General features: G+C 25.4%; 16 protein-coding genes. 5 read left to right on the top strand and 11 right to left on the bottom strand.

The annotated features are described in order from the left end of the window. The first annotated feature begins 114 nt into the window (after window positions 1-114). From A966_RS07805 to A966_RS07815, 3 genes are all read left to right on the top strand, one after another. Window positions 115-1635 (top strand): hypothetical protein, encoded by a 1521-nt coding sequence (locus A966_RS07805; protein ID WP_008724342.1) that lies wholly within the window; start codon window positions 115-117, stop codon window positions 1633-1635. Between the two features lie 148 nt (window positions 1636-1783). After that, window positions 1784-2485, top strand: coding sequence for a JAB domain-containing protein (locus A966_RS07810; RefSeq protein ID WP_008724344.1), 702 nt, complete (start codon window positions 1784-1786; stop codon window positions 2483-2485). 2 nt (window positions 2486-2487) lie between these two features. After that, entirely contained in the window at window positions 2488-2913 is a 426-nt protein-coding gene (locus A966_RS07815; protein ID WP_008724346.1) for a helix-turn-helix domain-containing protein, read from the top strand. Window positions 2914-2988: 75 nt separating this feature from the next. Here A966_RS07815 and A966_RS07820 read toward each other — a convergent pair whose 3' ends face one another. The 3 genes from A966_RS07820 to A966_RS07830 all read right to left on the bottom strand — a co-directional run bounded on the left by A966_RS07820 (window position 2989) and on the right by A966_RS07830 (window position 7718). After that, window positions 2989-4917, bottom strand: a complete 1929-nt coding sequence (locus A966_RS07820; RefSeq protein ID WP_008724348.1) for a lysozyme inhibitor LprI family protein — start codon at window positions 4915-4917, stop codon at window positions 2989-2991. Window positions 4918-5047: 130 nt separating this feature from the next. Then, window positions 5048-5941, bottom strand: a complete 894-nt coding sequence (locus A966_RS07825) for an Rpn family recombination-promoting nuclease/putative transposase (RefSeq protein ID WP_008724350.1) — start codon at window positions 5939-5941, stop codon at window positions 5048-5050. A gap of 103 nt (window positions 5942-6044) precedes the next feature. Further along, a complete protein-coding gene (locus A966_RS07830; protein ID WP_008724352.1) occupies window positions 6045-7718 on the bottom strand; it encodes an ankyrin repeat domain-containing protein in 1674 nt (557 codons plus the stop codon). Window positions 7719-7963: 245 nt separating this feature from the next. On the opposite strand from A966_RS07830, the gene A966_RS07835 reads away from it, so the two are divergent. Further along, complete coding sequence (locus tag A966_RS07835; protein WP_008724355.1) at window positions 7964-8671, top strand: acyl-[acyl-carrier-protein] thioesterase; 708 nt, start codon at window positions 7964-7966, stop codon at window positions 8669-8671. A 69-nt stretch (window positions 8672-8740) separates the two neighbouring features. Next, window positions 8741-9190, top strand: coding sequence for a ribose 5-phosphate isomerase B (gene rpiB / locus A966_RS07840; RefSeq protein WP_008724357.1), 450 nt, complete (start codon window positions 8741-8743; stop codon window positions 9188-9190). 69 nt (window positions 9191-9259) lie between these two features. Here the strand turns inward: rpiB and A966_RS07845 are convergent, their stop codons facing one another. The 8 genes from A966_RS07845 to rpsF form a co-directional block, all read right to left on the bottom strand. Beyond that, window positions 9260-10852, bottom strand: a complete 1593-nt coding sequence (locus A966_RS07845) for an ankyrin repeat domain-containing protein (protein ID WP_008724359.1) — start codon at window positions 10850-10852, stop codon at window positions 9260-9262. Between the two features lie 337 nt (window positions 10853-11189). Beyond that, entirely contained in the window at window positions 11190-12797 is a 1608-nt protein-coding gene (locus tag A966_RS07850; RefSeq protein WP_008724361.1) for an AIPR family protein, read from the bottom strand. Window positions 12798-13305: 508 nt separating this feature from the next. Then, entirely contained in the window at window positions 13306-15054 is a 1749-nt protein-coding gene (locus A966_RS07855) for a protein-disulfide reductase DsbD family protein (RefSeq protein WP_008724363.1), read from the bottom strand. 195 nt (window positions 15055-15249) lie between these two features. Beyond that, window positions 15250-15837, bottom strand: coding sequence for a flavodoxin family protein (locus A966_RS07860; protein ID WP_008724365.1), 588 nt, complete (start codon window positions 15835-15837; stop codon window positions 15250-15252). A 73-nt stretch (window positions 15838-15910) separates the two neighbouring features. Continuing rightward, on the bottom strand, window positions 15911-16861 hold the full coding sequence (locus A966_RS07865) for an aldo/keto reductase (protein ID WP_008724367.1): 951 nt from the start codon (window positions 16859-16861) through the stop codon (window positions 15911-15913). Window positions 16862-17084: 223 nt separating this feature from the next. Next, window positions 17085-17411, bottom strand: coding sequence for a 30S ribosomal protein S18 (gene rpsR / locus A966_RS07870; protein WP_008724370.1), 327 nt, complete (start codon window positions 17409-17411; stop codon window positions 17085-17087). 33 nt (window positions 17412-17444) lie between these two features. After that, window positions 17445-17873 (bottom strand): single-stranded DNA-binding protein, encoded by a 429-nt coding sequence (gene ssb, locus A966_RS07875; protein ID WP_008724372.1) that lies wholly within the window; start codon window positions 17871-17873, stop codon window positions 17445-17447. Window positions 17874-17885: 12 nt separating this feature from the next. Continuing rightward, on the bottom strand, window positions 17886-18233 hold the full coding sequence (gene rpsF / locus A966_RS07880; protein ID WP_008724374.1) for a 30S ribosomal protein S6: 348 nt from the start codon (window positions 18231-18233) through the stop codon (window positions 17886-17888). Window positions 18234-18290 lie beyond the last annotated feature (57 nt).

Here is an 18290-nt window from a genome sequence, read left to right on the forward strand (position 1 = left end):
CGTTTTTTTATGTTAAATTAACAATAATAGTGGAATAATCAATAAAAATATTGTTTACTTAATTTCTTTTACTAGTATAATTATTTAAGAAAAAATTATTTATGAGATTTATTTATGAAAAGGGCTTTATTTGTTATATTATCAATTCTTTTTATTTTAATATTATTTAATACATGCAATAGCCATTTTAATCCTAGATATTATTATCAGGAAATGTCGAGAAATAATAGCACTTCTGACAATACAGCAGAACCTGATATTGGCGGAGAAAGTATTTTAAGTGCAGATGAAGATCCATTTGTTTATGATGCTGTATCAAAAGCTTGGAATGATCCTAATTATAGGGGATTTACTCTTGATCTTGATAATGATTATGTTATAGCTGCTTCTTTCGGATTAAAAAATGAGCCTACATATATGCTTATAAAAGATGATACTTGGAAGATAAATGATCCTTTAAGAAATGAATATTATTATGACGGAACTAATACAAAAGCTGCAGGTTTTACAGTAAGTAAAGTAAAATACTATATGTATAAGAATATGAATCCCACATTCAGTTCTTCAAGTGCATACAATAAAAGCGATAGATTAAAAAGATTTTGGTTTTATAGATTTACAGGAAGTGCAGGACTTGATACTGATAATTATTTAATAGCAATAGACAGCTACTCAAAACTTGTATTTGCATTTGCAGTCCCTACAAAATGGAAAACTATATTTGGAATACCTGCTCCTGTTGAATGGGGAGCTGTTGAATTAGGCTGGGAAGCTAGTGCGGATAGTGTTACTTTAAATAGTCAAGTGAAATTTGCTGTTGATGGTTTTACTTATTTTTATGAATACGATCCTGTAGGAATAGTTCATTCTGACGGTACTATAGAGATATATCCTTGGTGTACTTCATCTATAGCAAATGATAATAGTTATGCCCCTATTGTGGAAGGCGGTAAAATAGATTTATCAAGAAATATTGCTAGTAATGGAAGTCCAGGACGATCTCCTTATATGCCTATAAAAACTGTTAAGAAAAATAAAATAGCTTTGCAGGTTCAGAATTTAGAAATAGAAAATATCAGTGCTAAAAGTTTTAATGACAGAACTATTGGAAGCGATGAATATTTAAATTATGCAGGTTTTAGGTATGATATGAGAATAGCTAATACTATCAATGGTACAGAAACTTTAAATACTATAGCTTCAAAAGATAAGCCTAGTTTATTTTTTGATTCTTTATTTAAAGTAAATATCGGAGAAACTAAAAGTATTCTTTCTACTATTTATACTCTCGATATAGAGTATGAAGATAAAGATAAAAATAGTATTAGTATATCTTTGGATTGTCAAATTTCTATGTATGATAAGAAAGGTATATCTATTGGAACTGAAGCTGTCATAACAGATTATGATTCTCCAAGTATTAATTTTACTTATGACAGTAATCAAGATGCTTTTATTTTTAAGGATATAAATGGAGCTAATAGTACCAAAATTGTAGAATATACTCAAGGGTTTACTTTGAAAAAAGGAGAAACTAAAGTTTTCTATGCTGTAATAGAAGATGCGGGTATTGGTGAGAGTAATGGTGCTGAAGCAAGCGGAAGAATAAAATTAATATATACATTATACTATTGAATTGTATAATTTTTTGTAATAATGATAATTTTTTTAAAAAAGTTATAAAAGTTAAATATATACTGTTTATTTTCTTTAATAAATGGCTTATTTTTTAAAAAGAATTTGTTTAACTAGGGCTATACTATAATTTATTAAGGAAATGTTTATGTATAATGATTTTTATAATGATAATACAAAATTTAGTAATGCCCTAGAAAATACTAATGCAGATATTATCAATGAAAAGCAAATATTAGCTTCAATTATATCGAATGGTATATCTTTAGAAAGGGCTAATACTATAGTAGAAAAACTTTATTATAATTTCTACAATTTGCATAATATTGTCAATGCTTCAGAAGAAGAATTGTCAAAAGTTAAAGGTCTTAATTCAAAAAAGATTAATTTGATAAAAAGTATTCCTTCTATTTTGGAATATTATTTACTTAGCAGTTTAAAAATTGCTTCTCCTCATATAAAGAAAAAAGATTTAATTAATTATCTAATTATAAAATTAGGAAAATTAAAATTTGAAACTTTTTCTCTTATTTGTTTAGATGTGAATAAAAGATTCATATCTATGGAGCATATATTCAGAGGAACAATAGATTCAGCTACTATATATCCAAGAGATTTAGTAGAAAAGTCATTATCATTAGGTGCTAGTTATGTCATAATATCTCATAATCATCCATCAGGTATATCCAAGCCGTCAAAAGAGGATATTGAAATTACAAAGGTTTTATATCAGGCGTTTCTAATGGTAGAAATAAAAATGATAGATCATATTATAGTTGCCGGTAATTCTTTTTATAGTTTTAGGGAAGACGGTATGTTTGACAAATACAAACATAATGCGGAGGTTTGAATATGCTTACAACTAATTTAAAGAAACCTTTTTATAATAATATACTTAGTGACAATAAAGAAGAAGATAATAATAATAATAATAAAGAGATATTGAGAGAAGATGATGAGCTTGTATCTTCTGTTGGAAAGAATATAAGAGCTATAAGAAAATCGCAGACTAAGACTATATCGGAAATAGCAGAAATGTCAGGAATATCTGCTAAATATCTTCAAAGTGTTGAGGTAGGAAAAAGAAATATATCGATAACAAATTTAAATAAAATAGCAAGAGCTTTAAATGTACCTATAGCTATACTATTTAGTTATGATCATATAGAAAAAACTAAGAAACTTTTATATATAGCAAATAAGCTTAAAAATTATTCAGTTTTGCAGTTATCTAATATAGATACTATAATAAAGGACTTGAAAAATATCATAGATTAAATTTTTTATATATTTAAATTAATCCCTTATATTATTAATATAATGAAATATTAAAATATAAGGGATTGACTTATTTTATTGTAAATTTAAAATCTTAATCATTTCAGCTTCTATTGCTTTAATATCGCCTTTTGCCTCCTGAATGGTTTTTATTTCTGCCCTTCTTTGCTCCAATAATTCTTCCTGGCCTTGTTTATCCAAAGTTTCTTTTTTAGCAAAATACGCATCACTTATAAGTTTGTCAGCCATTCTCAAAGTTCTATCGGATACTATTGCCTTGTCGGATGCATTTTCTGCCTTAGACATATCAAAGCTAGCATCTGTTTTTAAAGCTCCTTCTGGCATTCCGTCAAGTATGCTTCCTTTCCATTCCAATTTGGGCTGATAAGTATAAGTAATATAATCAAAATAATCTGCATTCTTTATTTCATTATTATCAATGAATATATCAGATGCTTTATTATAATTTGTATCTAATAAAAATATTTTATTCTTACCATCTTCAGTATATATTTTTTGAATACAGTTTAAATCTTGAAAATCTTTATTATTAATAAGCTTTCCTATTTCTGAATCAAAATCTACTTCCAAATTCTCTTTCAAAAGTAAAGTAAAATTCACTGTACCGCCTCTTCCTCCGCCATAATCATAATCCCCTGAAAGCATTAATTCTTCTTTACCATCATTATTTATGTCGCATAAGAAGAAAGATGGAAAATATATACGCCAACCCATTGTTTCATCTATATAATCCAAATATTTTTCTTCATCAAATTTACCAAAACTTATAAATTTAGAGCCTTTAGTATAATCTTTCAAATCATTTGTAGAAATTGAATTAATTTCAGCAGATTCTACTTTATCTATATCTCCAAGTCTGAAATTATAAGTTTTTATCTCCTCAAATGAAGCATATATATGATCATTCATAAACTCAGGATTATAATAATGCATATTTACTTTTGATTCAATTAAAAATGTATTTTTCTTAAACTCAAGAAAGCTAAGTCCATTCCATCCATCATAATACTCCATAAAATCAATTCCGTAATAATTTCTAAAATACTCCGTATCATCAAAATATAATTTATCATTGCTGAGTCTATTTGTAACATATGTTTTTAAATATTTATTTATTATATTTGTATTGACTATTTCTGGCACTACCATTACTGAAGCTATATGAGCTGTACCTTCCAATTCAATTGAACTTAAAGAATAATTATTTTCATTAAATAAATCTATATATCCAGTATTTTTTGTAATATATCTAGCGAAACCATTGTTATAAGCATCAGCTACTAATTTTTCTGCCCTTAAAGAATCAGGGGCTTCTATTATATAATCAACTAATTTCATTTTATTACTATAAGCGTCATCATCATACTTTGATATCATCATAGCAATATTACTTCCGCCTGCTTTTTTCCATTCTGTTAAATACTTTTTTTCTTCTTCAAAATAATAAAGCGAATCTGTAGCAAAATGAGATAAGAATAAAGCTAAATAAACATCAGCATCTTTTTTATTTAATTTTAATAATTCTTCTCTTGCCTTTTTTAATGCTAAATTCTGTTCTACATATAAATATTCATCAGCATAATAATCTGTAAGATCTTCATTATATCTATCCCAACTTGAAAATGTTTCACTAAATGGATCATAATTAACATTTGATATAAACTCTATAGAATATTTTTTTCTTTCATCATCATTGGCAAATTTCCTATTGAGAAAATCAAAATTTCTTTTTGCATATTCATTATTTTCTCTTGTATTTTTAAGCTCTTCATCAAATTTAGCTTTATCTACTCTAACACCTTTATAAACATATTTCATATCAAAGAATTCTTTTTTAGCTTCTGCTTTTTGATTATACGATGAAGTCTGAGAGTTAGTATTTTGTGATTGTTCTGTTTGATTTGCTTCTTTGTTACCGTCGCCGCAGGAAATAAGTGTAATTATTAAAATAAGTATTATTATAATAGAAAGAAGTTTTTTCATGCTAAACCGTCCATAAGTATTTTTATGTATCATAAATTAAAATGATTGAAATTGCAATTATAAAATATTTTTAACAAAAAAAGTGCTACATATAAAAATATGCATGCACTTCAATATTTTTTATTTATTATTATAGTTTTTCTATTTTTTCTATGCTCAAGCCTGTTAATTCACTAATAAGTTTAATATCCATATTTTTATTTTTCATATTTTTTGCAATTAATATTTGATTTTCTATTATACCTTCTTCTTTAGCCTTCTTCATATCTAATTCTATACTTTTATTAAAAAAATAAGTATCTACTTCTCGTTTTTTATATTTATCCATTACTGGACTATCGTTAATAAATATACGGCATTTTTTTTCTACTTCTTCAAATATAGTATTTTCTTTCATTAAAACAGACATATTTTCCCCCTTAAAAAATTTTACCCAAGAAATGAATTCTTTATGTATATTATCTAAATTTTCTATTTCATTAATATCTTTTAAATTGAATTTAGGAAGTTCAAGGAAATGCAATTGACAATGATCTGTTAGAATTTTATTATTGTTTAATTCTTTTAAAACATAACAGCTATGTACTTTATCTTCATCAGTTAATATAAAATTTGTAATATTAATACTTACAGTAGCTTTTAATTCATCATAAAAAGAACCTCTATTTAAACTAGAACTATAATTATAAGCCCAATAATATAAAGCTCTTTTTATAAAATCTTCATTTCCTCTCGATTGTATCTCTATTAAAACAGTTATACCTGTTTCTGTAGTAGCTTTAATATCAACTATAGATTCTTTCTCATCGTAATTTTCAGCAATATTAAATGGATTTAATATCTCTATTTTTTTAAAAGTTTCAAATCCTAAATCTTTAAATACGGCATTAATAAAGTTTAAAGCTATATTTTCATTACCTGTATGTGAAAATAAATAGCGTATAAAATAATCATTAATTCTATTTAAATTTTCAACAGTAACAGGTTCATTTAATATTTGTTTTAATCTATCCAAATCTTTCATAGTATTATTATACAAAAATAATTATAAAAGTAAAGTTTATTAAAATTATTATATATAATAAAGAGTGCATACATATATAATGCATACACTTTTTTATTATTTATTAGTAACTAAGATAATGTTCTAAATCGCTTGGATTAGTCATGTGATGAAGTGCTGATTTATCATTTCTAGCTGAAGCAATATCAATGGCTGTTTTTCCTTCTTTGTTTTTAATATTATAATCTGCCCCCATATTTACAAGAACTCCCACAATACCATAACTATAACTTGCAGCTGCAATCATTAATGGAGTATTTCCTTCTTTATTCTTTTTATTTATATCAGCACCATTTTTTATCATATAATAACAAAGATCCGCTCCGCCGCCGTACTTCTTGGCATTTACCAAATATGTTAAAGGAGTATCGCCTGTTGCTGAACATATAGCATTTAAATCAGGCTTCAAATCAATAATATTTTTAGCTAAACCAATATTATAATAATCTATTGCTTTCATTAAAGGAGTATATCCGTATCCATCTTCTAAATTTATATCAGTACCTTTATCTGATAAAAATTTTACCATTTCTTTATCATTTCTAGCAGCAGCTAAGCCAAGAGGTGTAATATTATCATATTGTTTATTTAAATCAGTATCATCTTTTATAAGTTTTTCTAATGCTTTCATATCTCCTTTTGATACAGCATTCATTAATTCATCATATCCGTCTATATTATTTGAAGCTTCGCTTGATAATAATTTTTCTATTTCATAATATTTTTTCTTCTTTGCTAATTCTATAGCTTCTTCTCTAGTTGTATTAGTATTAAGATTAAAAACATCATTATCTATTAATAATTTAGCTATATCATAATTACCATAATCTATTGCATTGTATATATAATCATCGCTTGAGTTTAAATTAGCTCCTTTATCAATTAAAAGCTTAGCTATTTCTATATTACCATTTTGAGCTGCTATTTTTATAGGAGAGTTAATCCAATCTCCATCTGCAAATATTTGAGCATTTACATCTTGTCCTATAGATATTAAATATTTAACCATTTCTATATTATCTTTTTCTATGGCATCAGGAATTAAGCTTGATTTCAAATCAATATCTCCGCTTTGTACAAGTATTTTAAGCATATCAAGATTATTATTGTTTATTGCTGCATCTGTTAAATAATAAGAATATTCATAACCATAATCTCTGCCTGCATCAAGTCCTTTATCAATTAAAATTTTACTCATTTCAACATTATTATTTCTAACAGCATAATAAAGCATATCAATACCATCTTCTGTTTCCATATCGCTTGCTCTGGCATTAACATCTGCCCCTTCTTTTATAAGCTCTTTTGCCAAATCATTGTACCCGAATTGTACTGCCAAAAACAAAGGAGTAGAATCTTTATATATGTATTTATCACCAAAATTTGTCATTTCAGTAATTTTTCCTTCTAGTCCTTCCTCTGCTAATAATTTTGATATTTCGTATATTGGTGCTTTATATTTATATTGATTAAGTATTTCATCTATTTTACTATATCCTGTAGCTATAGGATCTAACTCTGTACCTTGAATATATTCATTAGTATAGTTAGTTTTATTAATATCTATATCTGTATTATGATTTTCATTTGTAGTTGTAGGATTAATATATACTTTATTAGTTTCTGTTTTATTAGTTTGAGTATTTTCTGTTTGTTCTGTTTCTTTGTTTCCGCTGCCGCATGAAATTATGGCAGTAATTAAAATAATGCTTGCAATTATAGAAATAAAATTTTTCATAGTAAACCGTCCGTAGTATTCTGATTTTTATATCATAAATTAAAATAATTAAAATTTCAATTATAAAATATTATTACAATAAAAATAGCATGCATATAAAAAATATGTATACACTTTAATAATTTTATTTATATAAATAATCATCTAATTGTACGATATATAAAATTATACATTTATAATTACTTTGACAATTATATTTTTAGTATTATAATAATTAAAAAAATTATAATAAAAGGTTATTTTATATGTACGAAATGAAAACTATTGTAGGTACAAGCCAAATTGATAAAGATGGACTTCTTAAGGCTTCATCTATATTTGATATGATGCAGGATTGTTCTTTTTTTCAATTAGATTCTGATATAGAGCTTACTAAATATTTTAATGAAAATAATATAAGCATGTTTTTAGTATCAAGACAAGTAGATATATATAAACTTCCTAAATACAGTGATAAAGTAACCATACGAACCTATGTATATGAATGCAATGAGGCTTATGGGTATAGGAATACTTTTATATATGATGAAAATGATAATGAGCTTGCGGTTTGTTATGCTATTGGCGGATTTGTAGATTTATCAAGCGGAGCTTTAATTAGAGTACCGTCTTCATTTATAGAAAATTATAAATTTGATGAAAAACAAGAAATGAATTATCTTCCTAGAAAAATAAAGGCTGATAATTCTTTATTAGAAGAAGTTGATAGATTTAAAGTTAAAAAATATTGTATAGATGATAATAATCATGTTAATAATGCCAGATATATTGATATGGCAATAGATTATGTAGATGATTATTATAAAAGAATAAGAATAGAATACAGAGTACCTGCAGCATTGGGCAATGTTATAGTTGTAAAGAAGGCTGTAATTGATGATAAGATTTTATTAAAGTTTGATAGTGAAGATAATAAAACTTATGCTATATTGGAGTTTTCTTATAGCTTATAATTGGTTTTGCTTTATAATGCTGTTATAGATTTAAGATAGAAAAATATATAATAAAAAGGAAATAAAAACATGAAAATTGCTATAGGCTGTGATCATTCAGCTGTTGAATTAAAAAAAGAGATAATCAAATATTTAGAGGAATTAGGGCATGAGGTAAAAGACTTTGGAACTCATACTACTGAAAGTGTAGATTATCCTATATATGGGAAAAAAGTTGCTGATGAGGTGGCAAGCGGAAGATATGAAGGCGGCGTTTTAATATGCGGTACAGGTATTGGTATATCATTAGCGGCAAATAAAGTTAAAGGTATAAGAGCCGCTGTATGCAGTGAGCCTTATTCTGCAAAATTATCTAAACAGCATAACAATTCTAATATAATAGCATTCGGTGCTAGGGTTGTAGGTGTTGATTTAGCTAAAATGATAGTAAAAGAATGGATTGATGCTGAGTTTGAAGGCGGACGACATGAGAGAAGAGTTGGGCTTCTCACAAAAATAGAGAACGGCGAGGAAATTTAATTTTTTATTAGGTAACATAATATAAAAAGGGTTTTGAGTTAATTGAAAACTAAAGCCCTTTATTATTTTTTATTTATTGTATTCTTCTATTAACTTATTAAAGAAACCTCTTTCTAAATCAATAGCTTTTATTCTGCTTGTGTGATTAAATTTGGCAGCATCTGTTTTGTAATTATAATAATGCTCTTCGTTTTTTCCCTCTTTAGTATCTGATAGATTATACTTAGAGAAAGAAAATTTATCTAAATAAAAATCATTATTTTCTATTATAAATGTATAATAATATACTCCATCATCAGTTGCTTCTATTGTAATATAATTTCCTGATGAAGCAATATCATAAATTTGTGAGTAGTCATCATTTTGCATTGGATAAAAACCTGTTATAAACTCTGATTTATTTTCATCGTTTTTATCTCTTTTCCATATAGTTACATAATTAAAATATTTATCGTTTACTTCAAAATCATATACATATTTTTCCATTGATATAAGATTTTCTACATATTCTTCATTTAATATATGACTTTGTATTAAAATATATTTTTCATTATTATTTGTAAATTCAGTTTGTGAGGCAGGTGAATAAATATAGCTTGTATCTGCAAATTTAAAAGTTTGAGATATTTTATTTAATATTCTTATCATCAAATCTGCATTATTATTTTCAGTGATAACAGTATTAATCAAATTTGTAGGACTTAAAACAGGAAAATTTTCCATCAATACAAAAGATATATGAGGATCGTAAGTATGAATACTTTCTAATTCTTCTGTATCTTGAAAGCAGTGAATAGTAATATCCGCATTTTTTTCTTTTAAATAATCCATAATATCATACTTTTCATAATAGGCACTATACATTAAAGGAGTTCCCACATAACCATCGCGCATTCTGTTTATGGAATTGATATCAACACCAAGTTTTAAAAATAATATTACTAAATCCAAATTATCAGCTAAAATGGACTGAAATAATAAGTCGCTTTGTAATTGATAATCTATATCAGAAAAATAATAACCTGCAGATTCTAACTTTTTAATCAATTTTGATATTAAATTATAATTATTATTTTTTAAGTCAATTTTATTATATATTGTATTATAATCAAAATTAACTCCGCTATCTAATAAATAATCTATAATCTTATCAGTATAATTATAATTTAGTATTTCAGTATCATCTAAACTAATGCCATGTTCAACAAGCCATTTTACTAAATCATTATAAGCATAATTTTTATAGTCAAGTTTCTGCATTAGCATTAATATACTGTTTCCATCTTCATCTTCGCTGTTTATCCCTTCCAAAAGTAAATCTTTAATATTCTGCATTCTTTGTTTTTCTTCTTCTCTTCTTTCTTTTTTGGAATTATCAGATATTCCATAATTTGCTAATTCTGTGTCAATGGTTTTGTATAATATCTCATCAATTTCTTCTTCTGTATATGGTTTGATAGGATATATATTTTTAAATTCTGTTTTTTTCTTTATTGTTTCATTTGTTTGCTTACTTATAATTTGATTTGTATTTTGTGTAGTATTATTATTTACTGTTATGTTTGTATTGTTATTAACTGTTGTATTTGTTTGTGTGTTACTAGATTTGTTACTACAGCTTATTAAAATGCTTAAAGCTATTATTAACATAATTTTTTTCATAAACTTTCCTTAATTTATTTTTTAAATATTAAAAGTGTTCTAGCATTATACTAATTTATTTTTTAATTGTCAATTTTTATGTTGTTCTTTTTACCTATTTCATGCATTACGACACCATAGCGGAACTTTGTCGATGTACATCTAGCATGACTAACTCATATTAAATTTATAATGATGTATATTAGTACTTGTTTATCTAATTATGGTATATATAGTGGGTTGATAATTTTTTATGTGAATTTATAATTTGGATAATAATCATATTAATGTTATTGAGATGAATAATTTTATTATTACATTATTTATAATATGATGGATTAAGCCTCATATTAAAATATCATTTGATATATTCTAATATTATTTCTGTGGATTTTTGAGATTTAAAAAAATTAGTGTATGTAAAAGTTTTTATATTATCATTTCTATATTGTTGTACTATGTTATTAATTTTATCCATAGCAATATTAAATATTTCTATTGTTTTATTTTCATCAAAATTTTTTTTTAGTTCTGGTGAGATTTTTGTCATAAAAAATAAAACGGAATACAAAGAATGCGGAACGTGTTCGTAATTTGAATTTTGGTATTTTTCAATTATACAGTCATATATGTAAAAAGATATTAATAAATCATTATATATATCATCTCTTTTATATACTTCAGAATAGTATTTATTAACTAAATAATTTTTTGCTCTTTTAGCCTCATGTGGTATATCCATATATATAGAACAATATATTTGAAGTAATTTTTCAGATATTATGTGTTTTTCTAATAAGTTTTCTTCAGAATTCCTTTCAATTATTAATGATATATTTTTAATCGCAAAATATTCTTTTAATGTTTTTAAATTTTTTATATTTGATTTCAAATCAAACATTGTAATTTTGTTTTGATTATTTGTTCCTATTACTATTTGTTCTATCTTTTGATCATCTGTTGTTTGATATATTCTTAGTAATATAGAAGAAGTTACAAATATTTCATTTGTTTCATCTTTTTTAAAAATATTGTATAGTATTTTACTTGTTTGTCCCCCATTAACTATATATGGATCTTCTAATTCCATAATTGTTTGTCCTTTTAAAGTTTTTTTCTCGGCTCTTTTACATATAATAGATATACCATTATTTTTATACCAAAACATTTCAGGATCATTTATTATACTTTTTTCTATTTCTTTATTTAAACTTGTTTTTAACAATTTTCTTATATTTTTATTTAAAATATCATCTCCAATTTCTGAATATAATTTACAAATTTCATATGTATTAACATTAACTATATATGATAATATACCTGTGTTTATAGTTATACAATCTTTTGTATTTAAATTTAAAATGTGTGTTCTATTGGTTAATTTATTTTTATTTAGGAAAAATCTTGATTCAGTAATTACATTTATTTCAAATAAATTAGAATGTTCTTCCTGAAATTCTGATAATTTAATTTTATCTAAATCTGTTATATCATTACCATTTGTAACAAGAAATAAATTAAAATGTACTTTTTCAATGGGTAAATCTTCAAATTGTTTATATTTTTTTGAAAAAAAATCATTAAAATTTACACTATTTAATTTTTTATCAATGAATATTTTTTTGATACTATTTAAAAAATCATTTATATCCCTTGATCCTATAGTTGATGATAAATTTTGATCATTATGATATTTTACTTGAAATAAATTTATAATTATATCATCATAATCATCATCATCTATATAAAAAATATCTATATTATTATCATTTGGACCATCTGTTATATCATTTAATATTTCTACAGAGTAATTTCCTATGTAATTTTGTAGGGTATATATATTAAAACAATATGGAATTATATTATCTCCTTTTATTTTTCTTTGCTCTAAAAAATTTTGAATTTCTTTTTTATTACTTAGTTCTATTAAATGTTTTTTTAATATTTGATTTTCTAATTTATTCATAAAATATTTTCCTATATTATTTAGTCTACAATAATATTGTAAATTATAATATTTATTTTTCAATGGAACTATAGTTTGTATTTTTTACTTTTTTAATATAAAGTGTGGTTATTTGTAAAATCACAGATATAAAAATCAAAAATAAATTTAAAAATATTTATAGGGCTTTGCCTCGCACACTGCTTCTTTTGTTGACGCAAAGAACTTATATCATCGATAAACTCGGATACGTTTTGCAAAAGGCTATATTTGACGAAACGTGCTTTTTGCAAGGTGTGCTTAAATTTAATAGTTTATATTACATGTAAGATAATTTTAGTATGATGTAGTATTAATTTTATACTTGCACTTTCGCGAAGCGTGCCTTTGGCAGCAATTTTTTGCGGCGGAAAAAGTTGAATAAAAGAATTTACAAACTTAATAATTTTCAGTATATACTAATATGTTTTTTAATTGTCAATTTTTATAAATCAGATTATAAAACTATGATAAAAAATATTTACAAAATTTATTTATTAATTATTTTCTCTAAATCTTCTTTTATACTTAAAGCCATTTCATCATCAAAACTTGAAAATGAATTCTTTGTGTATAATATATTTTTGTTGCTGTCAATAACTATTATCCAAGGAAGCCATTTAACATTATACTCATCAGAAATATTTTTGTATTTATCAACATCAACTTCAGTGAAAATCATATTATCATCTATGAATTTTTTTAGTTCTTCATTTATAAATACTTTCTCTTTAAGTTCATAACAATTTGCACACCAAACAGCAGAGAAATCTATTAATATCGGTTTGTTATTTTGTTTTGAAAGCTCTAATGCTTCATTGTATGATATAGTATTTGAAACTTCGCTTTTTGACTTTATAAATCCGTATGTAGAACCTAATGCTATTGATATAATGACTACAGAAACGAATATTTTTATTTCTAATGCACTCAGTATAGCAGATTTATTTTTAATTATGTAAACTAATACTGCAAATACTAATATTGTAACAGAGGCAAGTATATAACTTATTTTATTAAATCCTAAAACTCCGAAAAGTATATTAGCATAATAGAAACTTATTATCATCATTAGAAAAGTGAAAATATATTTAACATATACCATCCAAGTTCCAGCCTTAGGCATTTTGGTGAGTATCGAAGCAAAAGTACCAAGAACAAATAATACAGAGGCAAAACCCAAAGCATAAACAGCCATGTATAAAGTTGCAAATACAGGATTAAGAAAACCAATTTCTAATATAACTGCTATTATAGGAGCAGCACAAGGAGTAGCAACTATTCCTGCAAGAAGCCCCATTATGTATTTATGAAATAATGACTGATTTTTTTTAGAGTACGCATTTGTTTTTGCAGATTGTAAAAAACTAGGAGCTTTAATCTCGTAAAAACCAGCCATAGAAAAAGTAAAGTATAAAAATAACAATACTAAAATAGTCAGTACAATAGGATTATATCCAATACTTCCAAATAGAATAGTTTTATGAAAAGCAAATCCAGCAACAGAAACCACAGCACCCAAAAGAGTGTATGTTGTAATTACTCCCAATGCAAATAAAAGAGAAGCTAATACACTTGATTTTTTATTGTTTTTGTCATCTGTTGTTGTTCCTAAAATAGACACTGTTATTGAGAGCAATGGATAAGTACAAGGCAAAAGTACGGATGCAAGTCCTGCTGCAAATATTAAAATCAATGTTATAAATATATTATTGCTTCCTTTTATATAATTTTCTATAGAACTTGCATTTTCTGGCTTTTCATCTGCTATATTATTGTTCGGTATATCAATTTCTTCTCCGTATATAACTTTACTTTGAGGCTGCAGACATACATTGTCTTTTGCTGAACATAATTGATAGGTAGATTTTATAAAGTTAATTTTATTTATATCAATGCCTTCTAAAATAAACTCTTGTTCGCCTTTTATTATAATGTCATCATGATATTTTTCTCCTTCTGGGTATATTGTATTAATTTGTTTATTTTCTGCAAAAAATAATATTTTATTTGCTATTTTTGATTCTAAATAGGCATAGTAATTGTTTGGTATATTTGCCTTTACTGCTAATTGATTATTATTATTCGTAATTAATGTAAAAGATATTTCTGCATTTTTATTCAAGCTGTCAAATGCATTTAAATTTATAAGATTATTATTTTGAGCCAAAGAAGTATATGCAGTAATAAAAATTACAATTATAATGTACTTTAAGACCTTAAATTGATTGTTATTCATTATTATTGCTCCGTTTTTTATCATATATTTTGTTTGTGTAATATAACATTTATAGCAACAAGTTTGTTAAAAGTCAATAGTTTAATTAAAATTAAAACATAAACTATAAAATTATATTATTCTAAAAAATACACAGTGAAAATTACGGAGAAATAAATAAAAATAAGAAAATATTTTTTGCATAAAAAATTAATATTATTTTAGTTTTTTATCTTCTAAAGCCTTCATTAAATAAGCTATATTTATACCAAGATTTTTTATAGTTTTTATTCCTTCTTCATCATTTTTTACATCTTCAATATCTTTACCAAAAGCAAAAGTCCAATAGCTTGATCCTGCTAAAAACATATCCTGAATAATTAAAAAATGATTCATAGCATCAATAGCATTCAAAGCTCCGCCTCTCCTCAAGGCACAAACAGAAGCACCAGCTTTATATTTAAATAAGTTTTTATCCCTATGCATATCAGAAATAACCGATGCCCTCTCTAAAAATGCCTGAAGATTAGAAGAAATATTTGCACTATAAACAGGAGATGCTAGTATGATGCCATCGGCATTTTTCATCTTCTCAAAATATTCTTGAAAATTATCATTTCTATGCACACAGTTAGTTTTTTTAGCACAGCCCCAGCATGCTTTACAAGGTTCTATCACTTGTCTTGCTAATTGTATCATTTCAGTTTCAATTCCTTCTCTGTTAAGCTCTTCAAATATTATGTTTACAAGAATAGCAGTATTTCCATCTTTTCTCGCACTTCCATTAATAGCTAATACTTTCATTTTTTAACACCTCTTTTAATATATAAAAATTAATATTCAAACATTATTTTTTAGTTTTTTATTTATTATAAAACTATTTCATATTCTCTTCCCAATCTCTTACTGTTTTTATATTAGTATCATCTGCCAATTTTTCTAAATATTTAATTTCATCTTCTTTTAAGATAATATTTAGAGACTCTTTTGCCTCTTCAACTTGATGTACTTTTGTAACCCCAATAATTGGTAATGTTCCTTTAGATATAGCCCAAGCAATGCTAACTTGTGCAGGGCTTGCATTATATTTTTTTCCAATAGTTTTTAAGCCTTCAATTAATGCTTCTAATTCTTTTAAGTGAGAATTGTAAGCTTTATCTCTCGCAGTATCTTTTTTGAATGGATTTGAAACATTATATTTTCCTGTTAATGCTCCTTGTTCTAAAACCATATAAGAGAAAAACATAATGCCTTTATCTTTAGAATATTTTAATATACCAGAGTTTTCAGAAAATCTATCTAATAGGCTAAAATGATTTTGAATAGCTGATATTTTTAATCCTTCTTTTTCAAGTATATCTTCAGCTTCTTTGATTTGTTCTATATTGAAATTTGAAAGTCCAATACTTTTAATTTGTTTATCTTTAGCTATTGGTATTATATAATTTATCCATTTTCTAAAGTCTGAAGGATTGTGAATCCAATATATATCTATTTTGTTAGTATTAAGACGTTTTTTACTTTCATCTAGCATTTCTTTAATAGGATTATCAGATTTTCCAGCTATTTGAGGAGTAAATTTTGTTGAGATTATGATATCATCCGTATTTGGCAAATTTTTAATAAAATTACCCAATATACGCTCTGAACTACCTTCTCCATAAACTGCAGCGGTATCCCATAAATTTAACCCTAATCTAATTGCTTTATCAAATACAGGTTTTAATTCTTCTTCAAATAAACTATTTCCAAAAACTTGATCTCCTCCTGCAAAACCTGCTCCCCAAGACCAAGCTCCTAATGCTATTTTAGGCATTTTTACTTCCATAAAATTAACTCCTTATCATATGTTATTAAATTATTTTGGATTATAAATATTTTTTCTATAATATCAAATATTTAATTGTTATAGTTAATTATGCTTAATAGGTATGGAAGTGAGATTATTATATTTATTAATTATTAATATTTTATTACAAAATAAAATAGTTAAAATAAAAAAGCCACCGTAAATAACAGCAGCTTTCATAATTTTTATATTTCAGTAAAAATTAATATCTAGTTTCATAAGGTAAAAGTGCTATATTTCTAGCTCTTTTAATAGCTTTAGTAACTAATCTTTGATGTTTAGAACAAGTACCGTTTAAGCGTTTAGGTATAATTTTACCGCTGTCTTTAACATATCTTTTTAATAATTTAATGTCTTTATAATCTAAAACATCAATATTATTTTTGCAGAAATAGCAAACTTTTTTCTTAAAGAATTTTTTTCTGCCATCTTTTTCATTAGCTTCTTTATTGAAATGAGGTTTTCTTTCACCTTTAGCTTTTACTTCTTCTTCGTTATTATTATTATTTTCATTATTTTCTAAATCCATTGTTTTTCTCCTAAAAAATTATACTATTAATTATTAAAATGGTACTTCATCATCATCTTCAAAACTGCCTAAATCAACATTTCCGCTAGAAGCAGAAGGAGAATAGGCAGTATCCATACCGGGAGCTGCATTAGCAGAAGTTCCAAGCATCTGCATAGACTGCATAATGATTCTCACTTTAGATCTGGCAGTATTAGTATCTTTATCCTGCCATCTTTCCTGCCTTAAAGTACCCATCACAGCAACTTGCTTTCCTTTTGTAAGATATTTGCTTACAGTTTCAGCCATTTTTCCGAAAGCAACAACATCAAAGTAATTAACTTCAGTAGTGTTTTTGCTGCTTACATAATAATTATTTGCTATAGAAAACTCAGCAACAGCACTTCCGCTAGGTAAATATTTAGATACAGGATCTGCTGTAAGTCTTCCTATTAAAGTTACACTGTTAAAATCTGTAGCCATAATAAAACCTGCTTAAGCCTCTTTAGAAGCTTCTTCATTAACATTTTCTTTATTGTTTTCTTTTTTATTTTTTTGAATAATTTCATCTAAACGAACTATTATGAATCTTAATATGCTAAGCTCATAGCGAAGTTCTTTTTCAATGCTTGATAAACTGCTTCCGTCGCATCTAAAATGGTAATAATAGAATTTACCCTGATTAACTTTACGAATAGGGTAGCTTAAATTATGAATACCATAATCAGCTTCATTAAAAATTTCTGCATGATAGTTTTGAAGAATAGTTTTTACATGATCTTTTGCATTTTGATGCACAGCGTCATTGATTTCTGTTACGAATAATATTTCATATTCTCTCATTGTTTTTAACTCCTTGGACAAAGCTTCTCTGAGTTTGTATTAAATTTTAACTCTATA

Origin of the sequence: Brachyspira hampsonii 30446, from assembly GCF_000316195.1 — a bacterium.
Taxonomy (GTDB): domain Bacteria; phylum Spirochaetota; class Brachyspiria; order Brachyspirales; family Brachyspiraceae; genus Brachyspira; species Brachyspira hampsonii_C.